Source organism: Micrococcus sp. GPGPB33 (assembly GCF_037853785.1).
Taxonomy (GTDB): domain Bacteria; phylum Actinomycetota; class Actinomycetes; order Actinomycetales; family Micrococcaceae; genus Micrococcus; species Micrococcus luteus.
Window position 1 is genome coordinate 1,429,432 of the sequence record NZ_JAQMWO010000002.1, and the last position, 24,943, is coordinate 1,454,374.

The window sequence follows — 24,943 nt, forward strand, 5'->3', positions numbered from 1 at the left end:
ACGCCCCTCACTTCGCGTCCGCGTACGACCCCACGCTGGAGACGGTGAGCGGGAAGTCCACGGGGGCGGGACCGAACAGCAGGCGGCCGGCGGCGCTCGCGGACTCCGCCACGACCGTCCGCACGGCCTCGGCCTCCGCGGCCGGGCCGTGCAGGACGACCTCGTCGTGGACGAAGAACACGAGTTCCGTGCGCATGCCGGCCGACCGCAGTCGACGGCGGATCTCGCCCATCCAGCACAGCGCCCACTCGGCCGCGGTGCCCTGCACCACGAAGTTCCGGGTGAAGCGGCCCTGGGAGCGCCGCCGTCGCCGGGCCGCGGACTCGGCGGCCTGGGTGCCGACGTCGGACACGGACTCCTGCCACTTCCGCCCCGGTGCGGGGGACCAGCGGCCCAGCCACGTGGACACCTGGCCGCCGCCCTCGCCGACGGTGGCCGCCCGCTCGAGCAGGCCGATCGCTCGGGGGTAGAGCCGGCGCAGGTGCGGCATGAGCGCCGCGGAGTCGCCCGTCGTCGAGCCGTACATCGCACCCAGCAGGGCGATCTTCGCGCGCCCGCGGTCGGCCAGCGCGGTGCCGGCCGCCCGGCCCTGCTCCGCCACCTCCCGGTACAGGTCGGGCGTGGTCCCGGCACGGGCCAGCGCCTCGTCGGCGGCCATCGCGGCGAGGATGCGCGGCTCCACCTGGGAGGCGTCGGCCACGGTCAGCGTCCACCCGGGGTCTGCGCGGACGGCGTCGCGCACCCCGGCCGGGACCTGCATGGCCCCACCGCCGTGGGCGGCCCACCGCCCGGTCACCACGCCGCCGACCAGGTAGGCGGCGTGGAACCGGCCGTCGTCGCCGATCCACTGGTCCAGCCAGTGCCAGCCGTTGGCCGTCCACAGCCGGGCCAGGGCCTTGTACTCCAGCAGCGGCGCGAGCAGCGCGGCCCGCGCCTCGCGTTCCGCGCCGCCGGCGTCGATCCAGTGCTTCAGGTCCCACTGCCGCGTGGACTCCACGGCCACGCCCGCCGTCTGCAGCGCCCGCAGCAGGCTCGGCTGCGAGTCGGGGCTCAGCCCGGGGGAGCCCAGGACGTCGGCGATGCGTTCGGCCAGGGCCTGCAGGCGGGCGGGACGCTCGCCCGGTGCAGGCCGGGGGCCGAGCTGCTCGGCGAGGAGCGCCTCGTGCACGCCCCGGTCCCACGGCAGACCCGCCGCCCGGATCTCTGCGGCCACGAGTGCGCCCTGCGACTCCGCCGCCGCGAGCAGCCGCAGCCGGTGCGGGTGGGCCGAGCCCTCGACGGCCGCCCGCTGCGCGGCCAGCTCCGCCGCGAGCACGGTGACGTCCGGAGCGGGGCCGGACTCGTCCGGCAGGTCGAAGAAGGACTCCTGACCGGCGGGCACCCGCGCGGGGCGCTCGGGCTCCGTCGGGTCGGCGACCTCGAGCTGCGCCACGGGCGTGTAACGCACCCCGCTGCCCGGCGCCGTCGCCGCGTGCCGCAGGATCCGCTGGACGAGGGCCAAATCCCAGCACCGATCCACCCGCACCCCCGCCGCCAGCCAGGCGGTGTACTCCGTCCCGACGTCGGCGAGCACCCAGCGGACCGTGCTCGGGTCCACGCCCAGGCGGGCGGGCAGACCGGTCACGAGCCCGGCCACGGACCCGGCGGGGCAGGAGCCCAGGGGAGTGGCGTCGTCCCCGTCCACGGCCCACCAGGCGCCGGGGCTGCCGACGGAGGCGGGGGCGGGGCCCAGGACGACGAACATGGCCCTCATTCTGCCCCGCCGCCTCCTCTGCGCGGGGGGAGGGGCTGTGCGACTTGCACGCTCGCCGAGCGGAGAACACACTGTGCGGACGCACCGGCGCGCAGCCGGCCGTCGGGCGCCACCCAGAGAGGACCCACCATGACAGCGACCCGGTCCGGCGGCGCCGCGACGTCTCGCCTCAACGCCAAGGTGGTCGGCATCTCGGTCGCCGCCGCGCTCGGCGGCTTCCTGTTCGGCTTCGACACCTCCGTCATCAACGGTGCCGTGGACGCCCTCGCCGGGGAGTTCGGCCTCGGCGCCGGTCTGACGGGCTTCGCCGTCTCCTCGGCGCTGATCGGCTGCGCGCTCGGCGCCTGGTTCGCCGGTCCGGTCGCCAACCGCCGCGGCCGCGTGCCCGTGATGGTGATCGCCGCGATCCTGTTCCTGGTCTCCGCCATCGGCTCGGGCCTGGCGTTCGGCGTGGTCGACCTGATCTTCTGGCGCATGGTCGGCGGCCTGGGCGTGGGCGCCGCGTCCGTGATCGCTCCGGCGTACATCGCGGAGGTCAGCCCGGCCCATGTGCGCGGGCGCCTCGGCTCGCTCCAGCAGCTGGCGATCGTCCTGGGCATCTTCGCCGCGCTGCTCACGGACGCGCTCTTCGCGACGATGGCCGGGGAGCGGCGCAGCCGTTCTGGCTCGGTGTCGACGCCTGGCGTTGGATGTTCATGGCCGAGGCCGTCCCGGCGGTGCTGTACGGCCTGTTCGCCCTGAAGCTGCCGGAGTCCCCGCGCTACCTGGTCGCCCGCGGTCGCACGGACGAGGCGGCCGAGGTCCTGCACGAGTTCACCGGTGTGGACCGGGTGAACCTGATGATCGAGGACATCCGGCGCTCGCTGGACTCGGAGCGCCGCGAGTCGTTGGCGGACCTGCGTGGACCGTCGGCGGGCCTGCAGCCGATCGTGTGGATCGGCATCCTGCTCTCCGTCTTCCAGCAGGCCGTGGGCATCAACGTGATCTTCTACTACTCCACCACCCTGTGGCGTTCGGTGGGCTTCGGGGAGTCGGACGCCCTCACGGTCACCGTGATCACCTCGGTCACGAACATCGCCGTCACCTTCATCGCGATCGCCCTGGTGGACCGCGTCGGCCGTCGCCCCATGCTGATCGCCGGCTCTGCCGGCATGGCGGTCAGCCTCGGCCTGATGGCACTGGCCTTCTCCTTTGCGGAGACCGGCGGCGCCGAGTCCGTGTCCCTGCCGCAGCCGTGGTCCACGGTGGCGCTGGTGGCCGCGAACGCCTTCGTGGTGTTCTTCGGCGCCACCTGGGGTCCGCTGGTCTGGGTGCTGCTGGGCGAGATGTTCCCGAACCGCATCCGCGCCGGAGCGCTCGCCGTGGCCGCCGCCGCGCAGTGGGCGGCGAACTTCACCGTCTCCACCACGTTCCCGTGGTTGGCGGACATCGGCCTGACCCTCGCCTACGGTCTGTACGCGGTCATGGCGGCGCTGTCCCTGGCCTTCGTGGCGGCCTTCGTCCCCGAGACCAAGGGCAAGACGCTCGAGGAGATGAGCGACGTCGTCGTCCGCTCCCCGGGGCAGCGGCGCGCGGTGCGCGCCGAGGCCGAGCGGGACCTGCGCGGCTGACACTGCCCGTCCCGACGACGGCCCCCTCCCTGAGCTGCAGACAGGGAGGGGGCCGTGGTGTGTGCGGGGTGGGTCAGCCGGCGTCGGCGCCGGTGGCGGCCTCCTCGTCGTCGAGGCGCTCCAGGCCCTCGTCCTCGGAGTCCTCGATGAGACGGTCTCCGGCGATCTTGTCGACGATCATCGCGATGGCGGCGTCGCCGGTCACGTTGGTGGCGGTGCCGAAGGAGTCGATGGCGATGTACGTGGCGACCATGAGCGCGACCTGCGGCTCGGTGAAGCCGAGCATCGAGGACAGCAGGCCCGAGGCCGCCACGATCGCGCCGCCGGGCACGCCGGGCGCCGCGACCATGGTGACGCCCAGCATGAAGATGAAGCCCATGAACACCGGGACGTCGATCGACTGGCCCGAGAGGAACAGCACCGCGATGGAGAACGAGACGATCTTCACCGTGGAGCCGGCCAGGTGGATCGTCGCGCACAGCGGCACGACGAACGAGGCGATCGGCCGGCGCACGCCGAGCAGCAGGGTCTGGCGCAGGGTCACCGGGATGGTCGCCGCCGAGGACGAGGTGCCCAGGGCCGTCGCGTAGGCCGGCAGCATCGTCTTCAGGGCCGTGAACGGGTTGCGGCCCGCGATCGCGCCCGCGACGACGTACTGGAGGAGCAGCAGCACCACGGTGAGGCCGAAGACCAGCAGGATCACGCCGAGGAACGTGGTGATGACCTTGAAGACCTCGCCGGCGGCGGTCATGTTCAGGAACACGCCGAAGATGTAGACGGGCAGCAGCGGCACGATCAGGCCCATGACGACCCGCTCGATGATCGATCGCAGCTGGTCGAAGCTCTCGTGGAGGGCGCCGCGAGGCAGCATCGTCAGGCCGATGCCGAGCACGAACGCGAGCAGCAGGGCCGTCATCACGCCGAAGGGCGGGTCCATCTGCACCTCGAACAGCGGGCCGAGCAGCGCGTCCTCGGGGTTGGCCATCGACTCGAAGGACCCGGGCGTGAGGATCAGCGGGAAGACGAGCAGGCAGACCAGCAGGGCGCCGAAGCCGCCGACCAGGGTGGAGCCGTAGGCGATGCCGCCGGTCAGGGCCAGCAGCTTCCCCGCGCCCCGTCCGATGTCACCGATGGCGGGGGCGACGAGCGCCAGGATCAGCACGGGGACGATGAAGCCCAGGAAGTTCGAGAACAGCCCGTTGAAGGTGGCGAAGGCCTGCACGAGCCAAGTCGGCGCGACCAGGCCGACGAGGACGCCGGCCACGATCGCGAGGAGGATGCGGGGCAGCAGGCCGAAGCGGCGGCGGGGCGCGGCGACGGCGCCCCCGGAGTCGGGGCCGGACGCGTCGATGGCGTCGGAGTGGGAGCGAGACATGGCCGACACGCTAGCGCAGGCCGTCCTGCCCGTCGCCCGGTCGGTAGGCCATCCTTGGCGGTGCCGGTGACCCCCTTCGTGGCGCAGAACACAGGGAGCGCCACCATCTCGGGGAGCGTGCAAGAGCACGCCCGACCCACCCGGACCGAAGGAGACGACGATGACGGTCCTGCCCCGCCCCGCAGACGCCCGGGCCGCCCAGGGGTGCGCTGCCGGCGTGGAGGCCGCATGAGCGAGTTCCTCGCCTCACGCTGGCCCGACATCCTCTTCCGGGCGTGGCAGCACGGGTGGCTCGTGCTGCAGGCGCTGGCCATCGCCACCATGCTCGCCATCGCGCTGGCCGTGATCGCCACGCGGATCAAGGCCCTGACCCCGATCGCGAACGCCTTCACGGCCGTCGGGCTGACCCTGCCCTCCTTCGCGCTCATCGGCGTCCTGATCCCCCTGGTGGGCATCGGGACCGTCCCGGCCGTCGTGGTGGTGGTCTTCTATGCCCTGCTGCCCATCCTCCGCAACGCGCTCGTGGGTCTGCGCGGCGTGGACCCGGAGGTGCTGGAGGCCGCCCGGGGGATGGGCATGGGGCCGGTGGCGCTGTTCACCCGGGTGCGTCTCCCGCTGGCCTGGCCCGTGATCCTCACCGGCATCCGGGTCGCGGGCCAGCTCGGCATGGGCGTGGCCGCGGTCGCGGCCTACGTCCTGGGGCCCGGACTGGGCTCGTACATCTTCACGGGGCTGGTCTCCCTGGGCGGCGCCAACGCGTTGAACTACGCCCTCGTGGGCACCCTCGGCATCGTCGTCGTCGCCCTCGTCCTGGACGGGCTGCTCGTGCTGCTCGGCCGGCTCACCATCTCGAAGGGACTGCGCGCATGAGCACCGACCGTGACGCCGGGGCCGAGATCCGTCTCGAGTCCCTGACGAAGCTCTATCCGGGGCAGGACCGTCCCGCCGTGGACGCCCTGGACCTCATCATCCCCGCGGGGGAGACCGTGGTGTTCGTCGGCCCGTCCGGCTGCGGCAAGACCACCTCGCTGAAGATGATCAACCGCCTCATCGAGCCCACCTCCGGGCGGATCCTGATCGGTGGGGAGGACATCACACGCCGCGACCCCACCCGGCTGCGCCGTCAGATCGGCTACGTCGTGCAGGGTGGCGGGATGATGCCCCACCTGTCCGTCGCCGAGAACGTCGGCCTGGTGCCGCGCCTGCTCAAGTGGGACCGCCGGCGCATCGCCGACCGCGTGGACGAGCTGCTCGACCTCGTCGGCCTGGACCCGGCGATCTACCGAGACCGTTTCCCGCGCGAGCTGTTCGGCGGACAGCAGCAGCGCGTCGGCGTGGCGCGGGGCCTCGCGGCGGATCCACCCGTGCTGCTCATGGACGAGCCCTTCGGCGCCGTGGACCCCCTCACCCGCCAGCGCCTGCAGAAGGAGATGCTCGACATCCAGGCCAGGGTGGGCAAGACCATCGTGATGGTCACCCACGACGTGGACGAGGCCGTGCTCCTGGGCGACCGGATCCTGGTGCTCGAACCCGGCGCGCACGTGGCCCAGTACGCCACCCCCGAAGAGGTCCTGGCGCGGCCGGCCACCGAGTTCGTGGCCGACTTCGTGGGGTCGGGGGCGGGGCTCAAGCGGCTGGGGCTGCGGTCGGTCGACTCGCTGCCGCTGCGCCCGATCGCACAGCACCCGACGGGCACGCTGCCGGGCGGGCCCGTGCTCGACGCGGCCACCCCGATCAGCGAGGCCCTCGCCGTGCTGGTCACGGCCCCGGCGGAGGAGATCGCCGTGGTCCGTGATGGCACGGTCATCGGTCTGCTCGACTATCCGACACTGCGCGCGCACGCCCGCGCCGGCGACGAGCAGGCTCGGCCGTGATCGCCCGGCTGCGTGCGGCCTCCGCCGAGGACCGCCTGCTCCTGATCGGCCTGCCGCTGCTGGTGGCCGCCCTGCTGATCGGGTGGACCGTCTGGGTGCGCGGAGCCGCCCTCGACGACGTCGAGGCCCGGCTGCTGACCTGGCCCACCGTCCTGCGCCTCACCGCCGAGCACCTGGCCCTCGTCGGCGTGTCCACCGTTCTGGTCGTGGCGACGGCCGTCCCGCTCGGCGTGCTGCTGAGCCGCCCCGCCGCCCGGCGGTTCACCCCCGTCGCCATGGGGCTGGCCAACGCCGGCCAGGCCGCTCCCGTGATCGGTGTGATCGTCCTGCTCGCCATGGCGTGGGGGTTCGGCTTCCGGGTCGCCGTCCTGGCCCTGTCCCTCTACGCGTTCCTGCCCGTGCTGGCCAACACGCTGGCCGGGCTGCGGGGTGTCGACCCCACCGTCGTCGAGGCGGCCCGCGGCATGGGCATGTCGCCGCTGCAGACCCTGCTCCGGGTGGAGCTGCCCTTGGCCCTGCCCGTGATCATGGCGGGTCTGCGGACCGCCCTGGTGCTGCTGGTGGGCACCGGGGCGTTCGCGACGTTCATCGACGCCGGCGGCCTCGGCCTGCTCATCCAGACCGGGATCGTCCTGTTCCGCTTCCCGCTGCTCGTCTCGGGGGCGATCCTCGTGGCCGCCCTCGCCCTGATGATCGAGTGGATCGGCCGCCTCGTCGAGACGCTGGCCACGCCGAGGGGGCTCGCATGACCACCCCGCGCGCGACCCTCCCGTCCCGCCGCCGCGGCCGGACCCCCGCTCGTGCCGCGCTCGCCGCGCTCGGCCTGGCGGCCTCCCTGGTCCTGTCCGGGTGCGGGCTGAGCACCGCCGGCGGCTACCTGCCCTCGGGCACGCCCGCCGGCGACGTCGCCGGGATCGACCTCGAGGGCGCCCACGTGGCGGTGGGCTCCAAGAACTTCAACGAGGGCGTCGTGCTCGGCAAGATCACCGCGATCCTGCTGCGCTCCGCGGGGGCCGACGTCGAGGATTTGACCAACATGCCGGGTTCGCTCAGTGCGCGCCAGGCCCAGGTCGCAGGCGTCGTGGACGTCGAGTGGGACTACACGGGGACGGCCTGGATCACGTACCTGGGCCACACCGATCCGATCCCGGACGCCCAGGCGCAGTGGGCCGCGGTCCGGGACGAGGACGCGCAGCAGGGTCTGGTGTGGCTGTCGCCGGCCGAACTCGACAACACCTACACCTTCTCCGTGCGCCAGGACCGGGCGGAGGAGCTCGGCCTGGAGACGCTCGCGGACATCAAGGACCTCCCCACGGAGGACCAGTCCTTCTGCGTGAGTGCCGAATTCGCCGCCCGCAACGACGGGTTCCTGCCCATGCTCGAGGCCTACGGGATCGAACGGCCCACCGGGTCCCGGCTGCGCCAGATGGACATCGGGGCGGTGTTCGCCGCGGTGGCGGACGGGTCGTGCACCTTCGGGGAGGCGTACTCCACGGACGGGCGGATCGCCGCGCTGGACCTGACGACCCTGCAGGACCCGCTGAGCTTCTTCCCGAAGTACAACGCGGCCCCCATCGTGCGCGAGGAGGTCCTGGCCCAGCACCCCGAGATCGCCGACCTGCTGGCGCCCGTGACCGCGCGCCTGGACAACGCGACGGCCGCGCGCCTGAACGCCCGGGTGGACGTCGACGGCGAGGAGCCCACCCAGGTCGCGTGGGACTGGCTCCGCGAGGAGGGCCTGATCACCGACTGACGGTCCGCCGACGCCGCCGGCACGGCGGATCAGGCCGCCGTCAGCGTGCGCGAGTAGACCGTCCGGCCGGCGGCGTTGATCAGACGCACTCGGAACTCGCGGCCGCCCTCGGGGATCTCGACGTGGCCGAAGTACTGGTGTTCGCCGGAGCGCGGCGAGCCCATGACCGGTCCGTGCGCCTCGAAGTCCAGGCGCGGGCCGAAGGTGCCGTCCAGTGTGTTCGGGCCGAACGATCCGGCGTTGATGGGGCCGGCCACGAACTCCCAGAACGGCTCGAAGTCGGTGAACGCCGCGCGGTCGGGGGAGTAGTGGTGCGCCGCGCAGTAGTGGACGTCGCCGGTGAGGAACACGACGTTCTTCACGCCGTGGTCCTTGATCGCCTTCAGGAGGCGGGCGATCTCCAGCTCGCGGCCCAGCGGGGCGCCGTCGTCGCCGTTGGACAGGGACTCCTGCCCCGTGCCGTCGGGGACGATCAGGCCCAGCGGCAGGTCGTTGGCGATGACCTTCCACGTGGCGGTCGACGCGCGCAGCCCGCGGATGAGCCACTGCAGCTGCTCCTCGCCCAGGATCGGGGTCTCGTGGGTCTCGAGCCCCGGGGTGTTCTCGCCCTTGTGGGTGCGCATGTCCAGGGCGAACACGTCGAGCGTCGCGCCGCGGGGGATCCTGCGGTAGATGCGGGCGGGCTCGAAGCCGGAGCCGCGGCGCAGGGCTGTGGAGTCGGCGATCGGCATGTACTCCTGCCACGCGCGGCGGGCGCGGGCGGCCAGCGTGTCCACGTCACGGACCTGGGTGTAGCGCGGGTCTTCGAGGACCTCACCCGGCCACCAGTTGTTGGTCGTCTCGTGGTCGTCCCACTGGGCGATGACGGGGACGTCCGCGTACAGGGCGCGGAGGTTGTCGTCCATCATGTTGTAGCGGTGGCGGCCGCGGAACTCGTTCAGCGTCTCGGCGACCTTGGACGTCTCCTCCGTGACGAGGTTGCGCCAGGTGGGCTCGCCGGCCACCTCGAGGGTCTCCGGGATGGGGTTGTCCGCGTAGATCGTGTCGCCGGAGTGCAGGAAGAAGTCGGGCATCGTGGCGTGCATCGCCGCGTAGCCGCGCATGCCGCCGATCTCCGGGTTGATGCCGTAGCCCTGCCCCGCGGTGTCCGCGGTCCACACGAAGGACTGGGCGGCGGAGGTCTTCCGGCCGAACCGCGCGCCGGGCGCCGTCGTGAAGCGGGCCACGGCCGACTCGCCCAGGCGGCCGGCCTCGTCCTCGAACGCGTACGTCACCTCGAAGCGGGTGTCGGAGGGCAGCGTGTCCGCGAGGATCTTCGCGGTGTGGTCGGTGGCCCCGTCGACCCAGCCGGAGCGCAGGGTCAGCCCGCGAGCGAAGCGGCCGCGCAGCACCTTCCCGTCCTCGTCGACCGCGCGCAGCGTGGCGTGCAGGCGCGAACGGCCGGACGAGCGCGCCCACAGCACGGCCGAGTTCGAGGTGACGTCGCCGGTGGCGACGCCGGACGGCAGCGTCAGACGGGACGCGACCAGGCCACCGGGGGTGTGGCGGGCCGGACGGGCGGCGGCGGGGCCGGCGAGGGCGGCGGGGGCGAGTACGGCGGCGGACGCCGCGGCGAGCACCGAACGGCGGGAGGCGGAGTGGGACAGGGGTGCGGTGGTCTGCTTCACGGGGCCAGGGTGGGGCACGCAGGCGAGGGACATGTGGCCTCGGGCTGACCCCCGGGTGAACGTCCGACGCCGGCCCCCGGCGGCAGCGGGGTCGACCGGCCCGGGGCCGCTCAGCGCAGGGCGGTGACCGTCCGGACGGCGTCGACGATCGCGTCCGCCGCGGCGTCGAGCAGCGGGGCGTCGGCGTCCGGGCCGAACGTGCAGCGCAGGGCCGTGCGGGCCTCGTCCTCGCTGAGGCCCAGCGCGAGCAGGGCCGGGGACGGCTCGGCGTCGTGGGCCGAGCACGCGGACCCCGCCGAGGCCAGCACGCCCCGGCGGGCCGCCTCCTCCAGCACCGACTCGCCGTTCACGCCGGGCAGCACGAACGAGGCGTGGCGTGGCAGCCGTCGGGCGGGATGGCCGGTCAGCCGCGCGTCGGGCACGAGCTCCCGGACGCCGTCGAGCACGCGCGCCGCGAACCGGTCCCGCAGCCCGGCCCACGCGTCCGCGGCCGCGGCGCGCTCCGCCTCGGCCTCCTCGAAGGCGGCCGCGAACCCGGCCGCGCCGGCCACGTTCTGCGTCCCGGACCGCCGGCCCCGCTCCTGGCCGCCACCGGGCACGAGCGGTTCCAGGGCGTGACCCGGGCGCACCCACAGCGCGCCGACCCCCTTGGACCCGCCCACCTTGTGCCCGGACAGCGCCACCAGATCCGCCCCGAGGGCGCGCACGTCCACCGGGATCTGCCCCGCGGCCTGCACCGCGTCCACGTGCACCGGCACGCCCGCCTCCCGGGCGACGGCGGCCAGCTCGGCCACCGGCTGCACCGTGCCCACCTCGTTGTGGGCCAGGTGCACGCTGACCAGCGCGGTGTCCGGGCGCAGGCGGGCGGCGAGGTCGTCCGCCGAGGTCAGGCCGTCCCGGTCCAGCGCGAGGTGCTCGACCTCGACGCCGTGCAGCCGGGCCAGCTGGTCACAGGACTGCCGCACCGCGCTGTGCTCGATCCCCGTGGTCAGCACGTGGCCCGCCGGGCGGCCGGCGAGGATCCGGGCGCGCACCGTGCCGAGCACGGCGAGCGCGTCGGCCTCCGTGCCGCCCGAGGTGAACACGACCTGCCCGGCCCGGGCGCCGATCAGGCGGGCCACCCGCGCGCGGGCGTCCTCGAGCAGGGCCGCCGCCGCCCGGCCGGCCTCGTGCGCCGAGGACGGGTTGCCGTAGACGCCGGTGAGCGCGGGCCACATCGCCTCCAGCGCGCTGCGCCGGACGGGCGCGGTGGCCGCGTGGTCCAGGTCGAGGGTGGTGCTCATCGGCGCGGCGAGCCCTCCTCGACCACGGCGTCCAGGCCCAGGTCCAGGGACCGGACGGTATGGGTCAGCGCCCCCACCGAGATCACGTCCACGCCCGTGGCCGCGATCGCCCCGATCGTCTCCAGGCTCACCCCGCCGGAGGCCTCGACGACGGCCCGGCCCGCCACGAGCTCGACGCCGGCCCGCAGCTCGGCCGGCGAGAAGTTGTCCAGCATGATCGTGCCGACCCCGGCGGCGAGCACCGCCGGGATCTGCTCGAGCCGGTCGACCTCCACCTCCACGTGGGTGGTGTGCGGCAGGCGTGCCATCCCGGCGCGCAGGGCCGCGGTGAGGGCCTCGCCCGGGTCGCCGGCGCCGCCGAACCCCAGCGCGGCCAGGTGGTTGTCCTTGAGCATCACGGCATCTGAGAGGCTGGAGCGGTGGTTGTGCCCGCCGCCGTCCCGCACCGCCTGCCGCTCGAGCACGCGCAGACCCGGGGTGGTCTTGCGGGTGTCCACCACCCGCGCGTGCCCGCCGCCGGCGCGCGCGGCGGCCACGTGGGCGGCCGTCGTCGTGGCGATCCCGGACAGCCGTTGGACGAGGTTCAGCGCCACGCGCTCGGCGCGCAGCACCGAGCGGGCGGGGCCCGCGACCTCGGCGACGACGGCGCCGGGGGACAGGTCGGCGCCGTCGGTCAGGTGCAGGGTGACGGACACGGCCGGGTCGACGAGCCGGAAGGCGGCCTCGAGGGCGTTCGTGCCGGAGAGCACCCCGGGCTCGCGGGCCACCACGCGCGCGGTGATCCGGGCCTGCTCCGGGACGAAGGCCTCCGAGGAGACATCACCCCAGGGCGCGTCCTCGGCGAGCGCGGCGGTCACGATCCGCTCCACGTCCGGCTGCGGGGCCGGCGTCGCCGGGGCGCGGTCGGCCGGGGTCACGTCCCGGCCCCGGCGGACTGCGCGGCCGACTGCTTCGGCGCGACGGCCAGCATCCGCTCGAGCGCGGTGCGGGCCGGGTCGGCCACGGACGCGGGCACGGTGATCCGGTTGACCACGCGGCCGGCCACGAGCTCCTCGAGCACCCACGCGAGGTAGCCGGGGTGGATGCGGTACATCGTGGAGCACGGGCAGATCACGGGGTCGAGGCAGAAGATCGTGTGCTCGGGGTGCTGGGCGGCCAGGCGCTGCACGAGGTTGATCTCGGTGCCGATCGCGAAGGTCGAGCCGGCCGGCGCCGCCTGGATGGCCTTGACGATGAAGTCGGTGGACCCGGAGGAGTCCGCGGCCTCCACCACGGGCAGGGGGGCACTCGGGGTGCACGATCACCTGGACGTCCGGGTGCTCGGCGCGGGCCTGCTCGATCTGCGCGACCGTGAAGCGGCGGTGCACCGAGCAGAAGCCGTGCCACAGCAGGACCTTCGCGTCCCGCAGGGCGTCCTCGGAGTTCCCGCCCAGCGGCAGGCGGGGATTCCACGTCGGCATCTGCTCGAGTGGGATCCCCCTGGCGCGGCCCGTGTTCCGGCCCAGGTGCTGGTCCGGGAAGAACAGGACGCGCTGGGCACGCTCGAACGCCCAGTCCAGCACGGCCGAGGCGTTGGAGGACGTGCACACGATGCCGCCGCGCTCGCCGACGAAGCCCTTGAGGGCCGCGGAGGAGTTCATGTAGGTCACGGGCAGCAGGGGCACGCGCCCGTCGTCGTCCGGCTCGGTGCCGTAGACCGCCTCGAGCTGCTCCCACGCGTCCTCGACCGAGTCCAGGTCGGCCATGTCCGCCATGGAGCAGCCGGCGGCGAGGTTGGGCAGGATGACGGCCTGGTCCGGGGTGGAGAGCAGGTCCGCGGTCTCCGCCATGAAGTGCACGCCGCAGAACACGATCGCCTCCGCCTCGGGCCGGCCCTGGGAGGCGCGCGCGAGCTGGAAGGAGTCGCCCACGAAGTCGGCGTGCTGGACGACCTCGTCGCGCTGGTAGAAGTGGCCCAGCACGACGACGCGTTCGCCGAGCGTCTGCCGCGCCGCGCTGATCCGGGCGTGGAGCTCCTCGTCGGAGGCCCGCTGGTACTCCTCGGGGATGCGGCCCTGCACGGGGGCGTCGGCCGGGACGACGTCGTCCTGCGATGCGCCGGGGCCGTAGGCGGGCAGGCCGGCGTCGAACGCCCAGGGGCCGCGGGTCAGGTCGGGGGAGCACGAGGAGCCGCGCGCGGCGTCCTTGTCGATCAGGGTCAGGGTGCGGGCCACCGAGGCGGTGGTCCCGGTCGGGGTGGTCATGGGTGACTCCTGGGTCGGGGCTGGTGGGTCAGCGGCGGGCGTCCGGCCCGGCGGGATCGGGGTCGGTCCCGGGCCCGGCGGGCCGGTACCGGTAGAGCTTGGGCGGGCGGTGCGGGGTGCCGCCGCGGACCTCGCCGGTCTCCTCGAGGGTCCCGGCGGCGAGGGTGGCGCGGCGGAAGTTGGCGGCGTCGAGGCCGCGGCCGAGGACGGCCTCGTGCACGGCGCGCAGCTCGGCGAGGGTGAAGGAGGGCCCCAGCAGCGCGTGCCCGACGCCGGCTCGCGGCAGGTCCGCGCGCAGGCGCGCCACGGCCGCCGCCAGGATCTGCGCGTGGTCGAACGCCAGCGCGGGCGGCGCGTCGGCCCGGTGCCAGCGCACATGGACCCCGATGGGCAGCCCGGCCACGTCCGGGTCCGGGCTGGACGCCGGGGCGGCGCCGTCGTCGTCCAGGGCGGGGCTGAGCGCCCAGTGGGCCACCGTGAGGACGCGTCCGGTGGGGGAACGGTCCACGGCGCCGAACGCCGCCAGCTGCTCGAGGCGACGGACGGGACCGGGCACGCACTCGGCGGCCACGCGTGCGGCGACGTCGGCCAGCTCCTCGTCCGCGCCGAGCCACGCGCCCGGCAGCGCCCACCGGTCCAGGAACGGCTCGCGCATCCGCGGGACGAGGGCGACACAGAGGCGGGGCACGCCGTGCGGGTCCGGGCGCACGCCGAAGACGGCCGTGGACACGGCCACGCTGACGCGGGCCTCAGCGACCGGCATGGGACCTCCCGGGGCGGACTGGCGGGGCTGTTCTGGTCAGTATGACACTGTTCGCGCCCATCTCAGAGGGTCGAGATGACTGTAAGGCGGGGGAGGCGCCGGCGCGGTCCCGCGCTAGCCTGAGTCGGGTGAACACGACCGCCGCCGCCTCCGACCCGTCCGACGCCCCCCTGGCCTCCACCCGCATCGGGGAGGGCCCGCGCCGCGTCGCGTTCCTGCACGGCCTCATGGGCCGGGGCCGGAACTTCACCGGCCCGGCCAAGGAGCTGGGCGACGACTTCACGGTGGAGCTGATCGATCTGCCGGACCACGGCGCCTCGCCCTGGACGGACCGGGTGGACTACCGCGAGATCGCGGACCGGGTGGCCGCCCACCTGCGCGCCGGCCTCGCCGCCGACGGGCCGGTCCATCTGCTGGGCCACTCGATGGGGGGCAAGGTCGCGATGGTGCTCGCCCTGCGGCACCCGGACCTCGTGGACCGGCTGATCGTGGAGGACATCTCCCCGCGGGTCTCGCCGCAGGCCACGGACGAGTTCGTCCACCTGCTGGGCACCATGCTGCGCATGGACCTGGACGCGTACGAGACGCGGGCCGAGGCCGACGCCGCCATGGCCGAGCACGTCCACGACGCGCGGGTGCGCGGCTTCCTGCTGCAGAACCTGCGACGCACGGCCGGGCACTTCGTGTGGCAGCCCAACGTGGCCATGCTCTTCGAGCACCTGCGGGAGATCGGCTCGTTCCCGGACCCGGTGGTCCCCGAGGACCCGGAGCGCGTGTTCGACCATCCGGTCCTGTGGCTGGCCGGCGCCGAGTCGGACTACGTCCAGGACGAGGACGTGCCGCGGATGAAGGAGCTGTTCCCGCGCGTCGTGCGCGTGACCGTCCGCGACGCCGGCCACTGGCTGCACGCCGACCAGCCCGAGGCCTTCGTCTCCGCGGTGCGCACCTTCCTCACCGCCGACTGACGGGGCCCGCCGGGAGACGGACCCAGCGCCGAGGCCCGCAGACGCGCCGCTACATTCCGTGCGTAGCGGCGCGTCTGCGGGCCTCGGCGTCGGGCGTGGGTGGGAATGGACCCGTCGGCCGCCGCGTCAGTGGGCGGGCGCGGCCTTCTTCCCGCGCAGGCGTCCGACGAGCAGGACCACCCCGAGCGCGACCGAGCCCCAGAGCAGGCCCCACACGGCCGACGTCGCGGTCTCCGTGAGCCAGCCGAGGAACGCGCCGGCGGCGTGCGTGACGGGCTCGACGATCCCGTGCTGCACGGCGTAGGGCCACGGCACGCCCAGCGCGTCCAGCTCCACGAGGGCGATGTGGCCGCCCACCCAGAGCATCGCCACGGTGCCGATGACGGTCACCACGCGCAGCACGTGCGGCATGGCCTTGACCAGCCCGGCGCCGAACGAGCGGCCGCCGGAGGTCGAGGCGTTCTGGTGCAGGTGCAGGCCGACGTCGTCCATCTTCACGATCAGCCCCACCGCCCCGTACACGCCCACGGTGATGAGGACGGCCACCACCGCCAGGACCGCCGTCTGCATCCAGAAGCCCAGGTCGGTCACCTCGTTCATGGAGATGACCATGATCTCCAGGGACAGGATGAAGTCCGTGGTGATGGCCCCGCGCACCACGGTGTCCTCGGCCTCCGGGCCCCGCTCGACGGCGGGCTCCGCATCGTCGGCATGCCCGTGGCCGGTGAGCTTGCCCCACACCTTGTGCGCGCCCTCGTAGGACAGGTAGGTGCCGCCGGCCAGCAGCAGCCACGGCAGGATCCAGGGGGCGAGCCAGTCGAGCAGCAGCAGCGCGGGCAGGATGATCACGAGCTTGTTGCGCAGGGAGCCCTTGGTGATCCGCCAGATCATCGGCAGCTCGCGGGCCGCGGCCGCGCCGGCCATGTACTGCGGGGTCACCGCGGCGTCGTCGACCACCACGCCCGCCGCCTTGGCCGCGGCGCGTCCCGCTCCGGCGGCCACGTCGTCCACGCTCGCGGCGGCGAGGCGGGCGAGGGCGGCGACGTCGTCGAGCAGGGCTACGAGTCCGACCATGGTTCCTCCTGGGGTGGGGCCGACGGGCACGCCGGTGCGCGGGCAGGGCGCAGGTCGAGCATAGCGGCGAGGACGGACACGCACCGGCCCGGTCCCGCGGGGGACCGGGCCGGTGCATGCGCGGCCGACGTAGCCGCCGGTGGGCTCAGGCGTCGTTCTCGGTGGTCTCCACGGGACGGGAGCCCAGGCGGCCGTCGATGCGGAGCAGGCCCGAGCCGTCGTCGCCCACGAGCTCGAGCTGGCCCACGATCTCGGAGACGGTGGCCTCCTCCTCGATCTGCTCGTCCAGGAACCAGTTCAGCAGCGGGCGCGAGTTGAGGTCACCCGCGGACTCGGTGGCCCGGTACAGCTCGCGGATCGCCTCGGAGACCTTCTGCTCGTGAGCGAGCGCGGCCCGGAAGATCTCCAGGGCCGACACGCTGGCCTGCACGGGCGGGGCCGGGATGGCACCGATCGTCGGAAAGCTGTCCCGGTCGGCGACGTGGTCGATGAACTTGTTCGCGTGGACGATCTCCTCGTCCGCCTGGTGCCGCAGCCACGCGGCCATCCCGGACAGGTCCAGGTCGTCGGCGGCGATCGCGAGCTGGCGGTAGACCATGGACGCCTCGAACTCGAGGGTGATCTGGTCGTTGAACTTCTGCAGCAGGTCATCGGTGAGCTTCATGCCTCGAACTCTAGGCAGGCGACCGGGGCGCGGTGAAGGCGCGCCCGCCCCGTCATCGGGGCACGACGACGGCGGGCGGCCGGTCCCGCCGGATTCGGCGCCCCGCGGCCCCGGCCCTAGGCTGGGCGCCGTGTCCGAGACCCACCACGCCCGCCCGGGCGTCGACCCCGTGTCGACGCCGCCCTCCGACGCGCCGCGAGGACCGGGAGGCCGGGACGCGCTCGTGCGCCGCCGCGTGTTCCGGACGCCCCTGCTGCGCCGCGTGGTCTACGCGGTGGTCTTCGAGCTGCTCGCCATCCTCTTCACCACCGTGATCCTGGCGGCGCTCGGCAACGGCGGCGGGCCCTCGCTCGCCGTGGCGGTCGTGTCCTCGACCGTGGCCCTGCTGTGGAACATCGTGTTCAACTCCGTGTTCGAGACCCTCGAACGCCGCCTCGGGATCACGGGCCGGCCCTGGTGGGTGCGCGTGGCCCACGCCGTCGGCTTCGAGGGCGGGCTGATCGTGTTCCTCGTGCCCGCGGTGGCGCTGATCCTCGGCATCGGGCTGGGGGAGGCGTTCCTCATCGAGGCCGGCCTGCTCGTGTTCTTCCTCGTCTACGCCGCGGTGTACGCCTATGCGTTCGACTCGGTGTTCGGCCTGCCGGACTCGGCCGCCCGCGCCGAGGCCTGACCCGCCGCTCGGAGCAGGCGCGGCTCAGCGGGACGCCGGCAGCCCCAGGAACGCGCGGATCGCGGGCATCTCGCGGCGCACCTGGTCCAGGCCGAGCTCGTGGGCGGCGGCCAGCTTGGCCACGGACCGCTCGCCGTTGGAGATGGGCATGGTCTCGGGCACGAACAGATAGGCCCGGCCCTGCCGCTCCATCTCGAACAGGCGCTCGCGGGTCGCGTTGTACCGGCGCCAGCGCGTGAGCAGGCCGTCCGCGACGGCGGGGTAGCGCCGGAAGGTGCGCTGGTAGAACGAGGGGAACCGCTCGGGCCGCTTCACGTACCCGCGCTCCCGGGTCAGGACCACGAGGACCTTCTCGAACCCCGCGTCCTCCGCCGCGGTCAGCGGGATCCCACCGTCCACGCCGAGGGCGCCGTCCACGAACACGGTGCCCTCGGCGTGCACGGGGGGCATGAGGACCGGCATCGTGGACGACGCGCGGACGCGGACCATCAGGTCGGTCAGGGTGGTCATGTCGGAGCGGTCCCACCAGCGGGTCTCGCCGCTCGCGGCGTCGAACCCGCCCAGGACGAGCCGGGCGGGGTTCGCGCGGAACGTGGCGAAGTCGTAGGGCAGGTCCGCCTCGGGCAGGCCGGCGTGCTCGTAGATGTACTCGGCGTTGAACAGGCCCTTGCCGCGCAGGAAGCTCAGCCAGTTGCCGAACCGAGGATCGTCGGCGAAGTCCACGAACGAGCGCCGCGCACGGGCCGGGTCGCGGGACAGGTAGTTCACGGCGTTGGACGAGCCCGCCGAGATGCCGGCCACGAAGTCCACGTGGATCCGCTCGCGCAGCAGCTCCGCCACCACGGCCGAGGTGAGCGCGGCGCGCATCCCCCGCCCTCGAACAGCAGCGCCGTGTCGGTGACGTTGGACGTCATGGGCTCGGTCATGGTCGGTCCCTCCGTGTTCGCCGTCCGCCGAGCAGGGCGCGGGGCGCTCCCGTCCGGCCGCGCCCATCCTAGGCTGTCCCCATGGCGACGACCCACATGAAGAGCACCCCCGTCCACACCGTCGGTGGGCTGCCCCAGGTGGGTGCCCCCGCCCCCGACTTCACCCTCACCGGGGCGGACCTGTCCCCGGTGACCCTGCGGGAGCTGCGCGGCCGTCGCGTGATCCTGAACATCTTCCCGTCCCTGGACACCGGCGTGTGCGCCGCCTCCGTCCGCGAGTTCGACTCCCGCGTCGCGGACCTCGGGGACACCACCGTCGTGGCCGTGTCCGCGGACCTGCCGTTCGCCGCCGCGCGCTTCTGCTCGGTCGAGGGCATCGACCACGTCCGCAGCGGCTCTGTGTTCCGCTCGTCGTTCGGCGACGACTACGGCGTGCGCATGACCGACGGTCCGCTCGAGGGCCTGCTGGCCCGCGCCGTCGTCGTGGTCGATGCCGACGGCGTGGTCCGTCATGCCCAGCTCGTCCCCGAGATCTCCGAGGAGCCGGACTACGAGGCCGCCCTGGCGGCCGCCCGGGGCTGAGCGTGACGCCGCCGGGCTGGCCGCCGCGCGCACGACGCTCGCCCCTGGCGTTCGTCATCGCGCTGTTCGGCGTGCTCGGCGCGCTGGTCCTGGCCGGGGGCCTCACCGCCCTCCTCGCCGGCCGGATGGTCGACGTCGCCGCGGACTCCGCCCCGACCGTGCCCGCCGCCGAGGCCCCCGCCCGGGAGGCGGGCGAGCTCGCGGCGGGCCTGACCCACATCCACGACGGTGTGGCGGTGGACTGGTCCGCATCGGCCCACGACGGCTCGTCCCTGGACCCGGGCCAGCCGGTCGCGGACGCCCCGGGCATCCTCCTCGTGGAGACCGCCCTCGGCGCCCGCACCGGCACGGGGACGGGCATGGTGCTCTCCCCGGACGGGCTGGCGGTGACCAACTACCACGTGGTCGAGGACTCCTCGGAGGTGCACGTGGTGGTCGCGGACACCGGCGCGCGGCACACGGCCACGGTGCTCGGGCGCGATGCGGAGCACGACATCGCGGTGCTCGACGTCGAGGGCGTCTCGGACCTGCCGGTGGCCAGCGTCTCGCTGGACCCGGTGCGGCGCGGGGACCAGGTGGCCGCCGTCGGCAACGGCGGAGGCCAGGGCTATCTGACGGCCGTGCGCGGCACCGTGCTCGGCACGGACCGCTCGATCATGGCCGCGGCCGAGGGCACCGATCAGTACGCGCGCCTGTCCGGCCTGATCCAGACGGACGCGGACGTCGTGCCCGGCTACTCCGGCGGCCCGGTGGTGGACGACGCCGGCCAGGTGGTCGGCGTGACCGTGGCGGCCAGCGACGGGACCACTGCAGACGAGGTGGACGGCTTCGCGATCCCGCTGGAGGTGGCCTTCGACGTGGTGGACCAGGTCCTGACGGGCGAGGAGACGGACACCGTGAGCATCGGCGCGGACGGCGCCCTGGGCATCATGGTCGGCGCGGATCCCGACGTCGGCGTCGTGGTCATGCAGGTGGACGCGGGCTCGGCGGCCGAGCAGATCGGCCTGGTCGAGGGCGATGTGATCCTCGAGATCGAGGGACGGCCCGTCGGCGACGACGCTTCCCGGATGTCCCGCCTGGTCAACGACCACAACGTGGGGGACCGGATCACCGTCCAGTGGCGCACCGCCGACGGCGAGGTGCGCGAGGCCGAGGCGGTCCTGCAGCCGGCCCTCGTGAACTGACCGGCCCCCCGGCGCTCAGGAGAGCAGGTCCAGCGAGAGGGCCATCGCGGCCACGCCCAGCAGCACGCCGCCCAGCGCCGCGGCGCGGCCCCCGGCCGCCCGGGCGGCGGGCAGCAGCGCGTCGAGGCTCACGGTCACCATCACGCCCGCCACGGCCGCGAAGACGGCGGCCAGGAGCGCGGGTGTGAGGAACGGGGCCAGCAGCAGCCAGCCGATCAGCGCGCCCAGCGGCTCCGCGATCCCCGTGAACGCGGCCCACGCGAAGGCCTTGCGCCGCGATCCGGTGGCCTGCCGCACGGGCACGGCCACGGCCACGCCCTCGGGAACGTTGTGCACGGCCATCGCGACGGCCAGCGCGAGGCCCGCCGACGGATCCTGCAGGGTGCCGGCGAAGGTGACGAAGCCCTCCGGCAGATTGTGCAGGCCGATCGCCAGGGCCGTCACCGTGCCCAGGCGCAGCATCCGCCGCCGGTCCAGGCCGGCCGGGTCGTCGACGTCGCCCGGCATCTCCGAGACGGGGTCGGGGACGGCGCGCTCGAGCAGCACGTAGGAGCCTGCGCCGAGGATCAGGGCGGCCACCGCGACGGCGGTCGCCGCGGGGCCGACCGCCCCGCCCAGTCCCTCGACGGCGGCCGGCAGCATCTCCAGGAAGGAGACCGCGAGCATGACGCCCGCGGCGAGGCCGAGGGCGGCCCCCAGCCCGCGGCCCGAGGGCTCGCGTCCGACGATCGCCAGGACGCCGCCCAGCACCGTGGCCAGTCCGGCGAACGTCGTGAGAGCGAGCGCGGTCCAGAACGGGTCCACGGGAGAGGGCCTCCTGACGGGCGGCGGGCGGGGTGCGACCATCCTAGGGACCACAGGAGGAGACCATGACCGAAATCGCCGCCGGCCCCGGATTCGCCCTGCCCCGGGGCGTCGAGCCGGGCCGCGCCGTCGTCGTGGGCGCCGGACCCAACGGCCTGACCGCCGCCGCCCTGCTGGCCCGCGAGGGCTGGGAGGTGGACGTGTTCGAGCGGGCCCCGGTGCCCGGCGGCGCGTGCGCGTCCGCGCCGGTGCTGGGGGAGGGGACCGTGGTGGACCTCGGGGCGGCGGGCCATCCGTTCGGCGTCGCCAGCCCCGTGTTCCGGGAGCTGGGGCTGACGGACCACGGGCTCGCCTGGCTGCACCCGGCCATGCCGATGGGACATCCGCTGCCGGACGGGCCGGCCGCCCTCCTGCACCGGGACCTCGAGGCCACCGCCGCGGGTCTCGGCGTCGACGCGCGGGCCTGGCGGGCCGTGCACGGGGCCCTGGTCGCGCACGTCGACGAGATCCTGGCGGGCGCGCTCGGCCCGGTGCTGCGACCCCCGCCCCATCCGGTGGCGATGGCCCGCTTCGGCCTGCGCGCCCCGTGGCCGGCCGATCTGCTGGGCCGGGCGATGTTCCGCACGGAGGCCGCCCGCGCCCTGTTCACGGGCTCGGCCGCCCACGCGATCCTGCCCTCGAGCCGGCCCCTGACGGCGGCGTTCGGTGCGCTCTTCGGCGCGCTCGGGATGAGCTCGGGCTGGCCGGTGGCGCGCGGCGGGTCGGGGGCGATCGTCGACGCGCTCGTGGCGGTGCTGCGGGCGCACGGCGGTCGGCTGCACCTGGGCCACGAGGTCACGGACCTGCGCGCGCTGCCCGCCGCGGACGCCGTCGTGCTGGACCTGACCCCGCGCCAGGTGCTGCGCGTCGCCGGCACGGGCCTGCCGCCGCGATACGCCGCGGCCCTGCGCCGGTGGCGCCCCGGGCCGTCCGTGTCCAAGGTCGACTTCCTGCTCGACGGGCCGATCCCGTGGCGCGACGCCCGGCTCGCGGGCGCGGGGACGGTGCACCTGGGCGGGACCGCCGCCGAGATCCGGCGGGCCGAGGACGACGTCGCGGCCGGCCGGATGCCGACGCGGCCCTTCGTCATGCTCTGTCAGCAGCAGGCGGCGGACCCCTCACGGGCCACCGGGCCCGCCCGGGGGCACACGGTCGTCTGGTCCTACGCCCATGTGCCCCACGGCCACCCCGGCGACGTCCGTCCGCTGATCGAGGCGGAGGTGGAGCGGCACGCACCCGGCTTCCGGGACCGGATCGGGGCCGCGGTCGCGATGCGCCCGGCCGATCTGGAGGCGTGGAACCCGAACCTCGTGGGCGGTGACATCGCGGGGGGATCGCTCGCGGGAGCGCGCGCGCTCCTGCGCCCCACCGCGTCGCCCCGGCCGCACCGGGCGGGTCGGACCGGGCTGTATCTGGCCTCCGCCTCCACCCCGCCGGGCGCCGGCGTCCATGGCATGGGCGGGGCGTGGGCCGTGCGGACTCTGCTGGCGGACCGTCGTCGCTGACCGCGCCGGCGCCACGGACGGGACGGATCCAGATTCGGACTTTCGCGAACCTGAATGTTCCCGCTACAGTGTGCTCCATCTCACGGAACGTCCCGTCTCGACGGAACGGCCCGGGGGTCGTCTCGCACCACCAGGTCCCCACAGGGATGCGGGCGCGCGACGTCCTTGCACCTCTCATGAACGGAAGCACCTTCCATGAAGTACACGAAGCTCTCCGCTGCCGCGGCCCTGGCCGCCGGCTCGGCCCTCATCCTCTCCGCGTGCGCCCCGGGCGGCGGCAATGCAGGCGACTCCAGCAGCAACAGCGCCTCCGGCGCCAGCCAGGGCGGCGACTCGGGCGCCGGCAACGTCATCGAAGGGGACAAGGGTCAGAAGCTCACCGCCGAGGCCTCCGGGCCGGGGAAGGCCGACCTGGGCGACGTCAAGACCCAGGACGGCTCCATCGCGTACTCGGTGGGCGCCGACGACTTCCTGTCCTACAACGGCCTGCAGTCGAACACGTACACCACGTACAACTCGGCCGTCGCGGACCGCATGTTCTCGTCCTTCTGGTACTTCGGCACCGACGGCTCGATCATCCCGGACAAGGACTTCGGCACGTACGAGAAGACCTCGGACGACCCGCTGACCGTGAAGTACACCATCAGCGACGACGCCAAGTGGTCCGACGGCACCCCCGTCACCGCGGGCGACTTCATCGTCCACTGGGCCGCGAACAACGACACGATCAAGGCCGAGGGTGCCGAGACCCCGCTGTTCGACTCGATCTCCTTCGAGCAGGGCAAGTACATCCCGGAGGCGCCCGAGGGCGAGGCCGACGGCAAGGAGTTCACCGTCACCTACCCGGAGCCCTACGCGGACTGGGAGATCCTCATCAGCACCGCGCTGCCGGCGCACATCGTCGCCAAGGAGGCGGGCATGAGCTTCGAGGAGCTCGTCACCGCCGCGAAGGAGAAGGACGTCGAGGCGCTCACCCCGGCGGCCGAGTTCTGGAACGACGGCTGGGACTTCAGCCCCGGCGAGCTGCCGGACGCCTCGCTGGTGCCCTCCATGGGCCCCTACAAGTTCAAGGACGGCGGCTGGCAGGCCGGCCAGTCCATCACCCTTGAGGCCAACCCCGAGTACTGGGGCACCCCGGCGGCCACCAAGGAGCTCGTCCTCCGCTTCGCCGACCCGAAGACCCACGTGCAGGCCCTGCAGAACGGCGACCTCGACGTCATCGAGCCGCAGGCCACCGTGGACACCCTCCAGCAGCTCGAGGGCCTCGGCGAGGACGTCAACGTCCAGACCGGTGACCAGCTGACCTGGGAGCACGTGGACTACAACCGCGGCGAGGGCTCGGTCTTCGCGGACTCCCCGGAGCTGCGCGAGGCCTTCGCCCTCTGCCTGCCCCGCCAGCAGATCGTGGACAACCTGATCAAGCCGATCTACGCGGACGCCCAGGTCATGAACCTGCGCGAGGTCTTCCCCTTCCAGGACAAGTACCAGGAGGTCGTGGACGCGGCCTACCCGAAGGAGATGGACCAGCCGAACATCGAGAAGGCCAAGGAGCTCGTCGAGAAGTCGGGCGTCTCCAAGCCCACGGTCCGCCTCGGCTACCAGGCCGGCAACCAGCGTCGCACCGAGACCGTCGCGCTCATCAAGAGCTCCTGCGACCAGGCCGGCTTCGACGTGCAGGACGCCAACTCGCCGGTGTTCTTCAAGGAGGTCATGCCGGCCGGTGACTACGACGCCGCCCTCTTCGCCTGGGCCGGCTCGGGCCAGAAGGCCTCCGGCGCGAACATCTACCAGTCGGACGGCGCCCAGAACCAGCAGAGCTACAACAACCCCGAGGTGGACGCGGCCTGGGACAAGCTCGCCACCTCGCTGGACGAGAACGAGCAGCTGGAGCAGGTCAAGACCATCGAGAAGCTGCTGTGGGAGGACTTCCAGGCCATCCCGCTGTACGCTCACCCGGGTCTGGTCGGCCACAAGGCCGACGTCGCCAACGTGCGCGACACCGCCGCCCAGTCGGGTGCGCTGTGGAACGTGGAGCAGTGGGTCCGCGTCCAGGAGTGACACCCCGCTGACCTCTGACCCGGCGGTCCGCCTCCCGCGGACCGCCGGCGTCGGGATCGAGGACAGAGCCCGGCCGGGCACCGGCCGGGCTCTGGCCGTGAACCGCGGCGAACCCGCACCCCTCCCTTTCCCTTGCACGCGCACGGAAGGT

The 24,943-nt window shown here is 73.9% G+C and carries 19 protein-coding genes and 3 pseudogenes; 11 read left to right on the forward strand and 11 right to left on the reverse strand.

All coding sequences use genetic code 11. From position 1 onward, the window contains the following. Window positions 1-7 precede the first annotated feature (7 nt). The gene (locus POD19_RS06910; RefSeq protein ID WP_144818662.1) at window positions 8-1,744 is read right to left on the reverse strand and encodes a bifunctional 3'-5' exonuclease/DNA polymerase; all 1,737 of its coding nucleotides are present in this window, start codon (window positions 1,742-1,744) and stop codon (window positions 8-10) included. A 138-nt stretch (window positions 1,745-1,882) separates the two neighbouring features. On the opposite strand from POD19_RS06910, the pseudogene POD19_RS06915 reads away from it, so the two are divergent. After that, window positions 1,883-3,363 (forward strand): annotated as a pseudogene (locus tag POD19_RS06915) (sugar porter family MFS transporter). Between the two features lie 73 nt (window positions 3,364-3,436). On the opposite strand, the gene POD19_RS06920 reads toward POD19_RS06915, so the two are convergent. Then, window positions 3,437-4,738, reverse strand: coding sequence for a dicarboxylate/amino acid:cation symporter (locus POD19_RS06920; RefSeq protein WP_340309393.1), 1,302 nt, complete (start codon window positions 4,736-4,738; stop codon window positions 3,437-3,439). Window positions 4,739-4,966: 228 nt separating this feature from the next. On the opposite strand from POD19_RS06920, the gene POD19_RS06925 reads away from it, so the two are divergent. The 4 genes from POD19_RS06925 to POD19_RS06940 are packed head-to-tail and all read left to right on the forward strand — an operon-like array spanning window position 4,967 to window position 8,365. Beyond that, on the forward strand, window positions 4,967-5,608 hold the full coding sequence (locus POD19_RS06925) for an ABC transporter permease (protein WP_340309394.1): 642 nt from the start codon (window positions 4,967-4,969) through the stop codon (window positions 5,606-5,608). After that, window positions 5,605-6,612, forward strand: coding sequence for an ABC transporter ATP-binding protein (locus POD19_RS06930; protein ID WP_144818666.1), 1,008 nt, complete (start codon window positions 5,605-5,607; stop codon window positions 6,610-6,612). The genes POD19_RS06925 and POD19_RS06930 overlap by 4 nt, the downstream gene beginning before the upstream one ends. Next, window positions 6,609-7,361: an ABC transporter permease gene (locus POD19_RS06935; protein ID WP_036316433.1), complete on the forward strand. Its 753-nt coding sequence runs from the start codon at window positions 6,609-6,611 to the stop codon at window positions 7,359-7,361. Before POD19_RS06930 ends, POD19_RS06935 begins: the two co-directional genes overlap by 4 nt. Continuing rightward, on the forward strand, window positions 7,358-8,365 hold the full coding sequence (locus POD19_RS06940; protein ID WP_102708443.1) for a glycine betaine ABC transporter substrate-binding protein: 1,008 nt from the start codon (window positions 7,358-7,360) through the stop codon (window positions 8,363-8,365). The genes POD19_RS06935 and POD19_RS06940 overlap by 4 nt, the downstream gene beginning before the upstream one ends. A 29-nt stretch (window positions 8,366-8,394) precedes the next feature. Here the strand turns inward: POD19_RS06940 and POD19_RS06945 are convergent, their stop codons facing one another. From POD19_RS06945 to POD19_RS06965, 5 genes and pseudogenes are all read right to left on the reverse strand, one after another. Next, window positions 8,395-10,032, reverse strand: coding sequence for an alkaline phosphatase D family protein (locus tag POD19_RS06945; RefSeq protein WP_144818668.1), 1,638 nt, complete (start codon window positions 10,030-10,032; stop codon window positions 8,395-8,397). A gap of 110 nt (window positions 10,033-10,142) precedes the next feature. Next, entirely contained in the window at window positions 10,143-11,315 is a 1,173-nt protein-coding gene (locus POD19_RS06950; RefSeq protein WP_144818670.1) for a cysteine desulfurase family protein, read from the reverse strand. Continuing rightward, window positions 11,312-12,232: a carboxylating nicotinate-nucleotide diphosphorylase gene (gene nadC / locus POD19_RS06955; RefSeq protein ID WP_101967543.1), complete on the reverse strand. Its 921-nt coding sequence runs from the start codon at window positions 12,230-12,232 to the stop codon at window positions 11,312-11,314. The genes POD19_RS06950 and nadC overlap by 4 nt, the downstream gene beginning before the upstream one ends. Next, window positions 12,229-13,558, reverse strand: a pseudogene (gene nadA, locus POD19_RS06960) (quinolinate synthase NadA). The gene nadC and the pseudogene nadA overlap by 4 nt, the downstream one beginning before the upstream one ends. Window positions 13,559-13,586: 28 nt before the next feature. Beyond that, a complete protein-coding gene (locus POD19_RS06965) occupies window positions 13,587-14,321 on the reverse strand; it encodes an NUDIX hydrolase (protein ID WP_073117454.1) in 735 nt (244 codons plus the stop codon). A 128-nt stretch (window positions 14,322-14,449) separates the two neighbouring features. Between POD19_RS06965 and POD19_RS06970 the strand changes: the two genes are divergently transcribed. Continuing rightward, window positions 14,450-15,286 (forward strand): alpha/beta fold hydrolase, encoded by an 837-nt coding sequence (locus POD19_RS06970; protein ID WP_144818672.1) that lies wholly within the window; start codon window positions 14,450-14,452, stop codon window positions 15,284-15,286. A gap of 126 nt (window positions 15,287-15,412) precedes the next feature. On the opposite strand, the gene POD19_RS06975 is transcribed toward POD19_RS06970, so the two are convergent. Together POD19_RS06975 and POD19_RS06980 are read right to left on the reverse strand one after the other, a co-directional pair. Continuing rightward, window positions 15,413-16,360: a DUF808 domain-containing protein gene (locus tag POD19_RS06975; RefSeq protein WP_069941602.1), complete on the reverse strand. Its 948-nt coding sequence runs from the start codon at window positions 16,358-16,360 to the stop codon at window positions 15,413-15,415. A 145-nt stretch (window positions 16,361-16,505) separates the two neighbouring features. After that, complete coding sequence (locus tag POD19_RS06980) at window positions 16,506-17,024, reverse strand: ferritin (protein WP_069941603.1); 519 nt, start codon at window positions 17,022-17,024, stop codon at window positions 16,506-16,508. A gap of 130 nt (window positions 17,025-17,154) precedes the next feature. Between POD19_RS06980 and POD19_RS06985 the strand changes: the two genes are divergently transcribed. Next, on the forward strand, window positions 17,155-17,694 hold the full coding sequence (locus tag POD19_RS06985) for a PACE efflux transporter (RefSeq protein ID WP_260849675.1): 540 nt from the start codon (window positions 17,155-17,157) through the stop codon (window positions 17,692-17,694). Between the two features lie 24 nt (window positions 17,695-17,718). Here the strand turns inward: POD19_RS06985 and POD19_RS06990 are convergent. Continuing rightward, window positions 17,719-18,620: pseudogene (locus POD19_RS06990) on the reverse strand (patatin-like phospholipase family protein). Window positions 18,621-18,701: 81 nt separating this feature from the next. Here POD19_RS06990 and tpx point away from each other — a divergent pair. Continuing rightward, the gene (tpx, locus tag POD19_RS06995; RefSeq protein WP_049147477.1) at window positions 18,702-19,202 is read left to right on the forward strand and encodes a thiol peroxidase; all 501 of its coding nucleotides are present in this window, start codon (window positions 18,702-18,704) and stop codon (window positions 19,200-19,202) included. Window positions 19,203-19,204: 2 nt separating this feature from the next. Beyond that, entirely contained in the window at window positions 19,205-20,386 is a 1,182-nt protein-coding gene (locus tag POD19_RS07000) for a S1C family serine protease (protein ID WP_192593482.1), read from the forward strand. Between the two features lie 15 nt (window positions 20,387-20,401). On the opposite strand, the gene zupT is transcribed toward POD19_RS07000, so the two are convergent. Beyond that, window positions 20,402-21,190 carry a zinc transporter ZupT gene (gene zupT, locus POD19_RS07005; protein WP_340309395.1) on the reverse strand — a complete coding sequence of 263 codons (789 nt, stop codon included), beginning with the start codon at window positions 21,188-21,190 and terminating at the stop codon, window positions 20,402-20,404. Window positions 21,191-21,255: 65 nt separating this feature from the next. Here zupT and POD19_RS07010 point away from each other — a divergent pair, with 65 nt between their 5' ends. Both POD19_RS07010 and POD19_RS07015 read left to right on the forward strand, forming a co-directional pair. Continuing rightward, a complete protein-coding gene (locus tag POD19_RS07010; protein ID WP_078025862.1) occupies window positions 21,256-22,734 on the forward strand; it encodes a phytoene desaturase family protein in 1,479 nt (492 codons plus the stop codon). A 195-nt stretch (window positions 22,735-22,929) separates the two neighbouring features. Further along, window positions 22,930-24,792, forward strand: a complete 1,863-nt coding sequence (locus POD19_RS07015; protein ID WP_036339161.1) for an ABC transporter family substrate-binding protein — start codon at window positions 22,930-22,932, stop codon at window positions 24,790-24,792. Window positions 24,793-24,943: the final 151 nt, after the last annotated feature.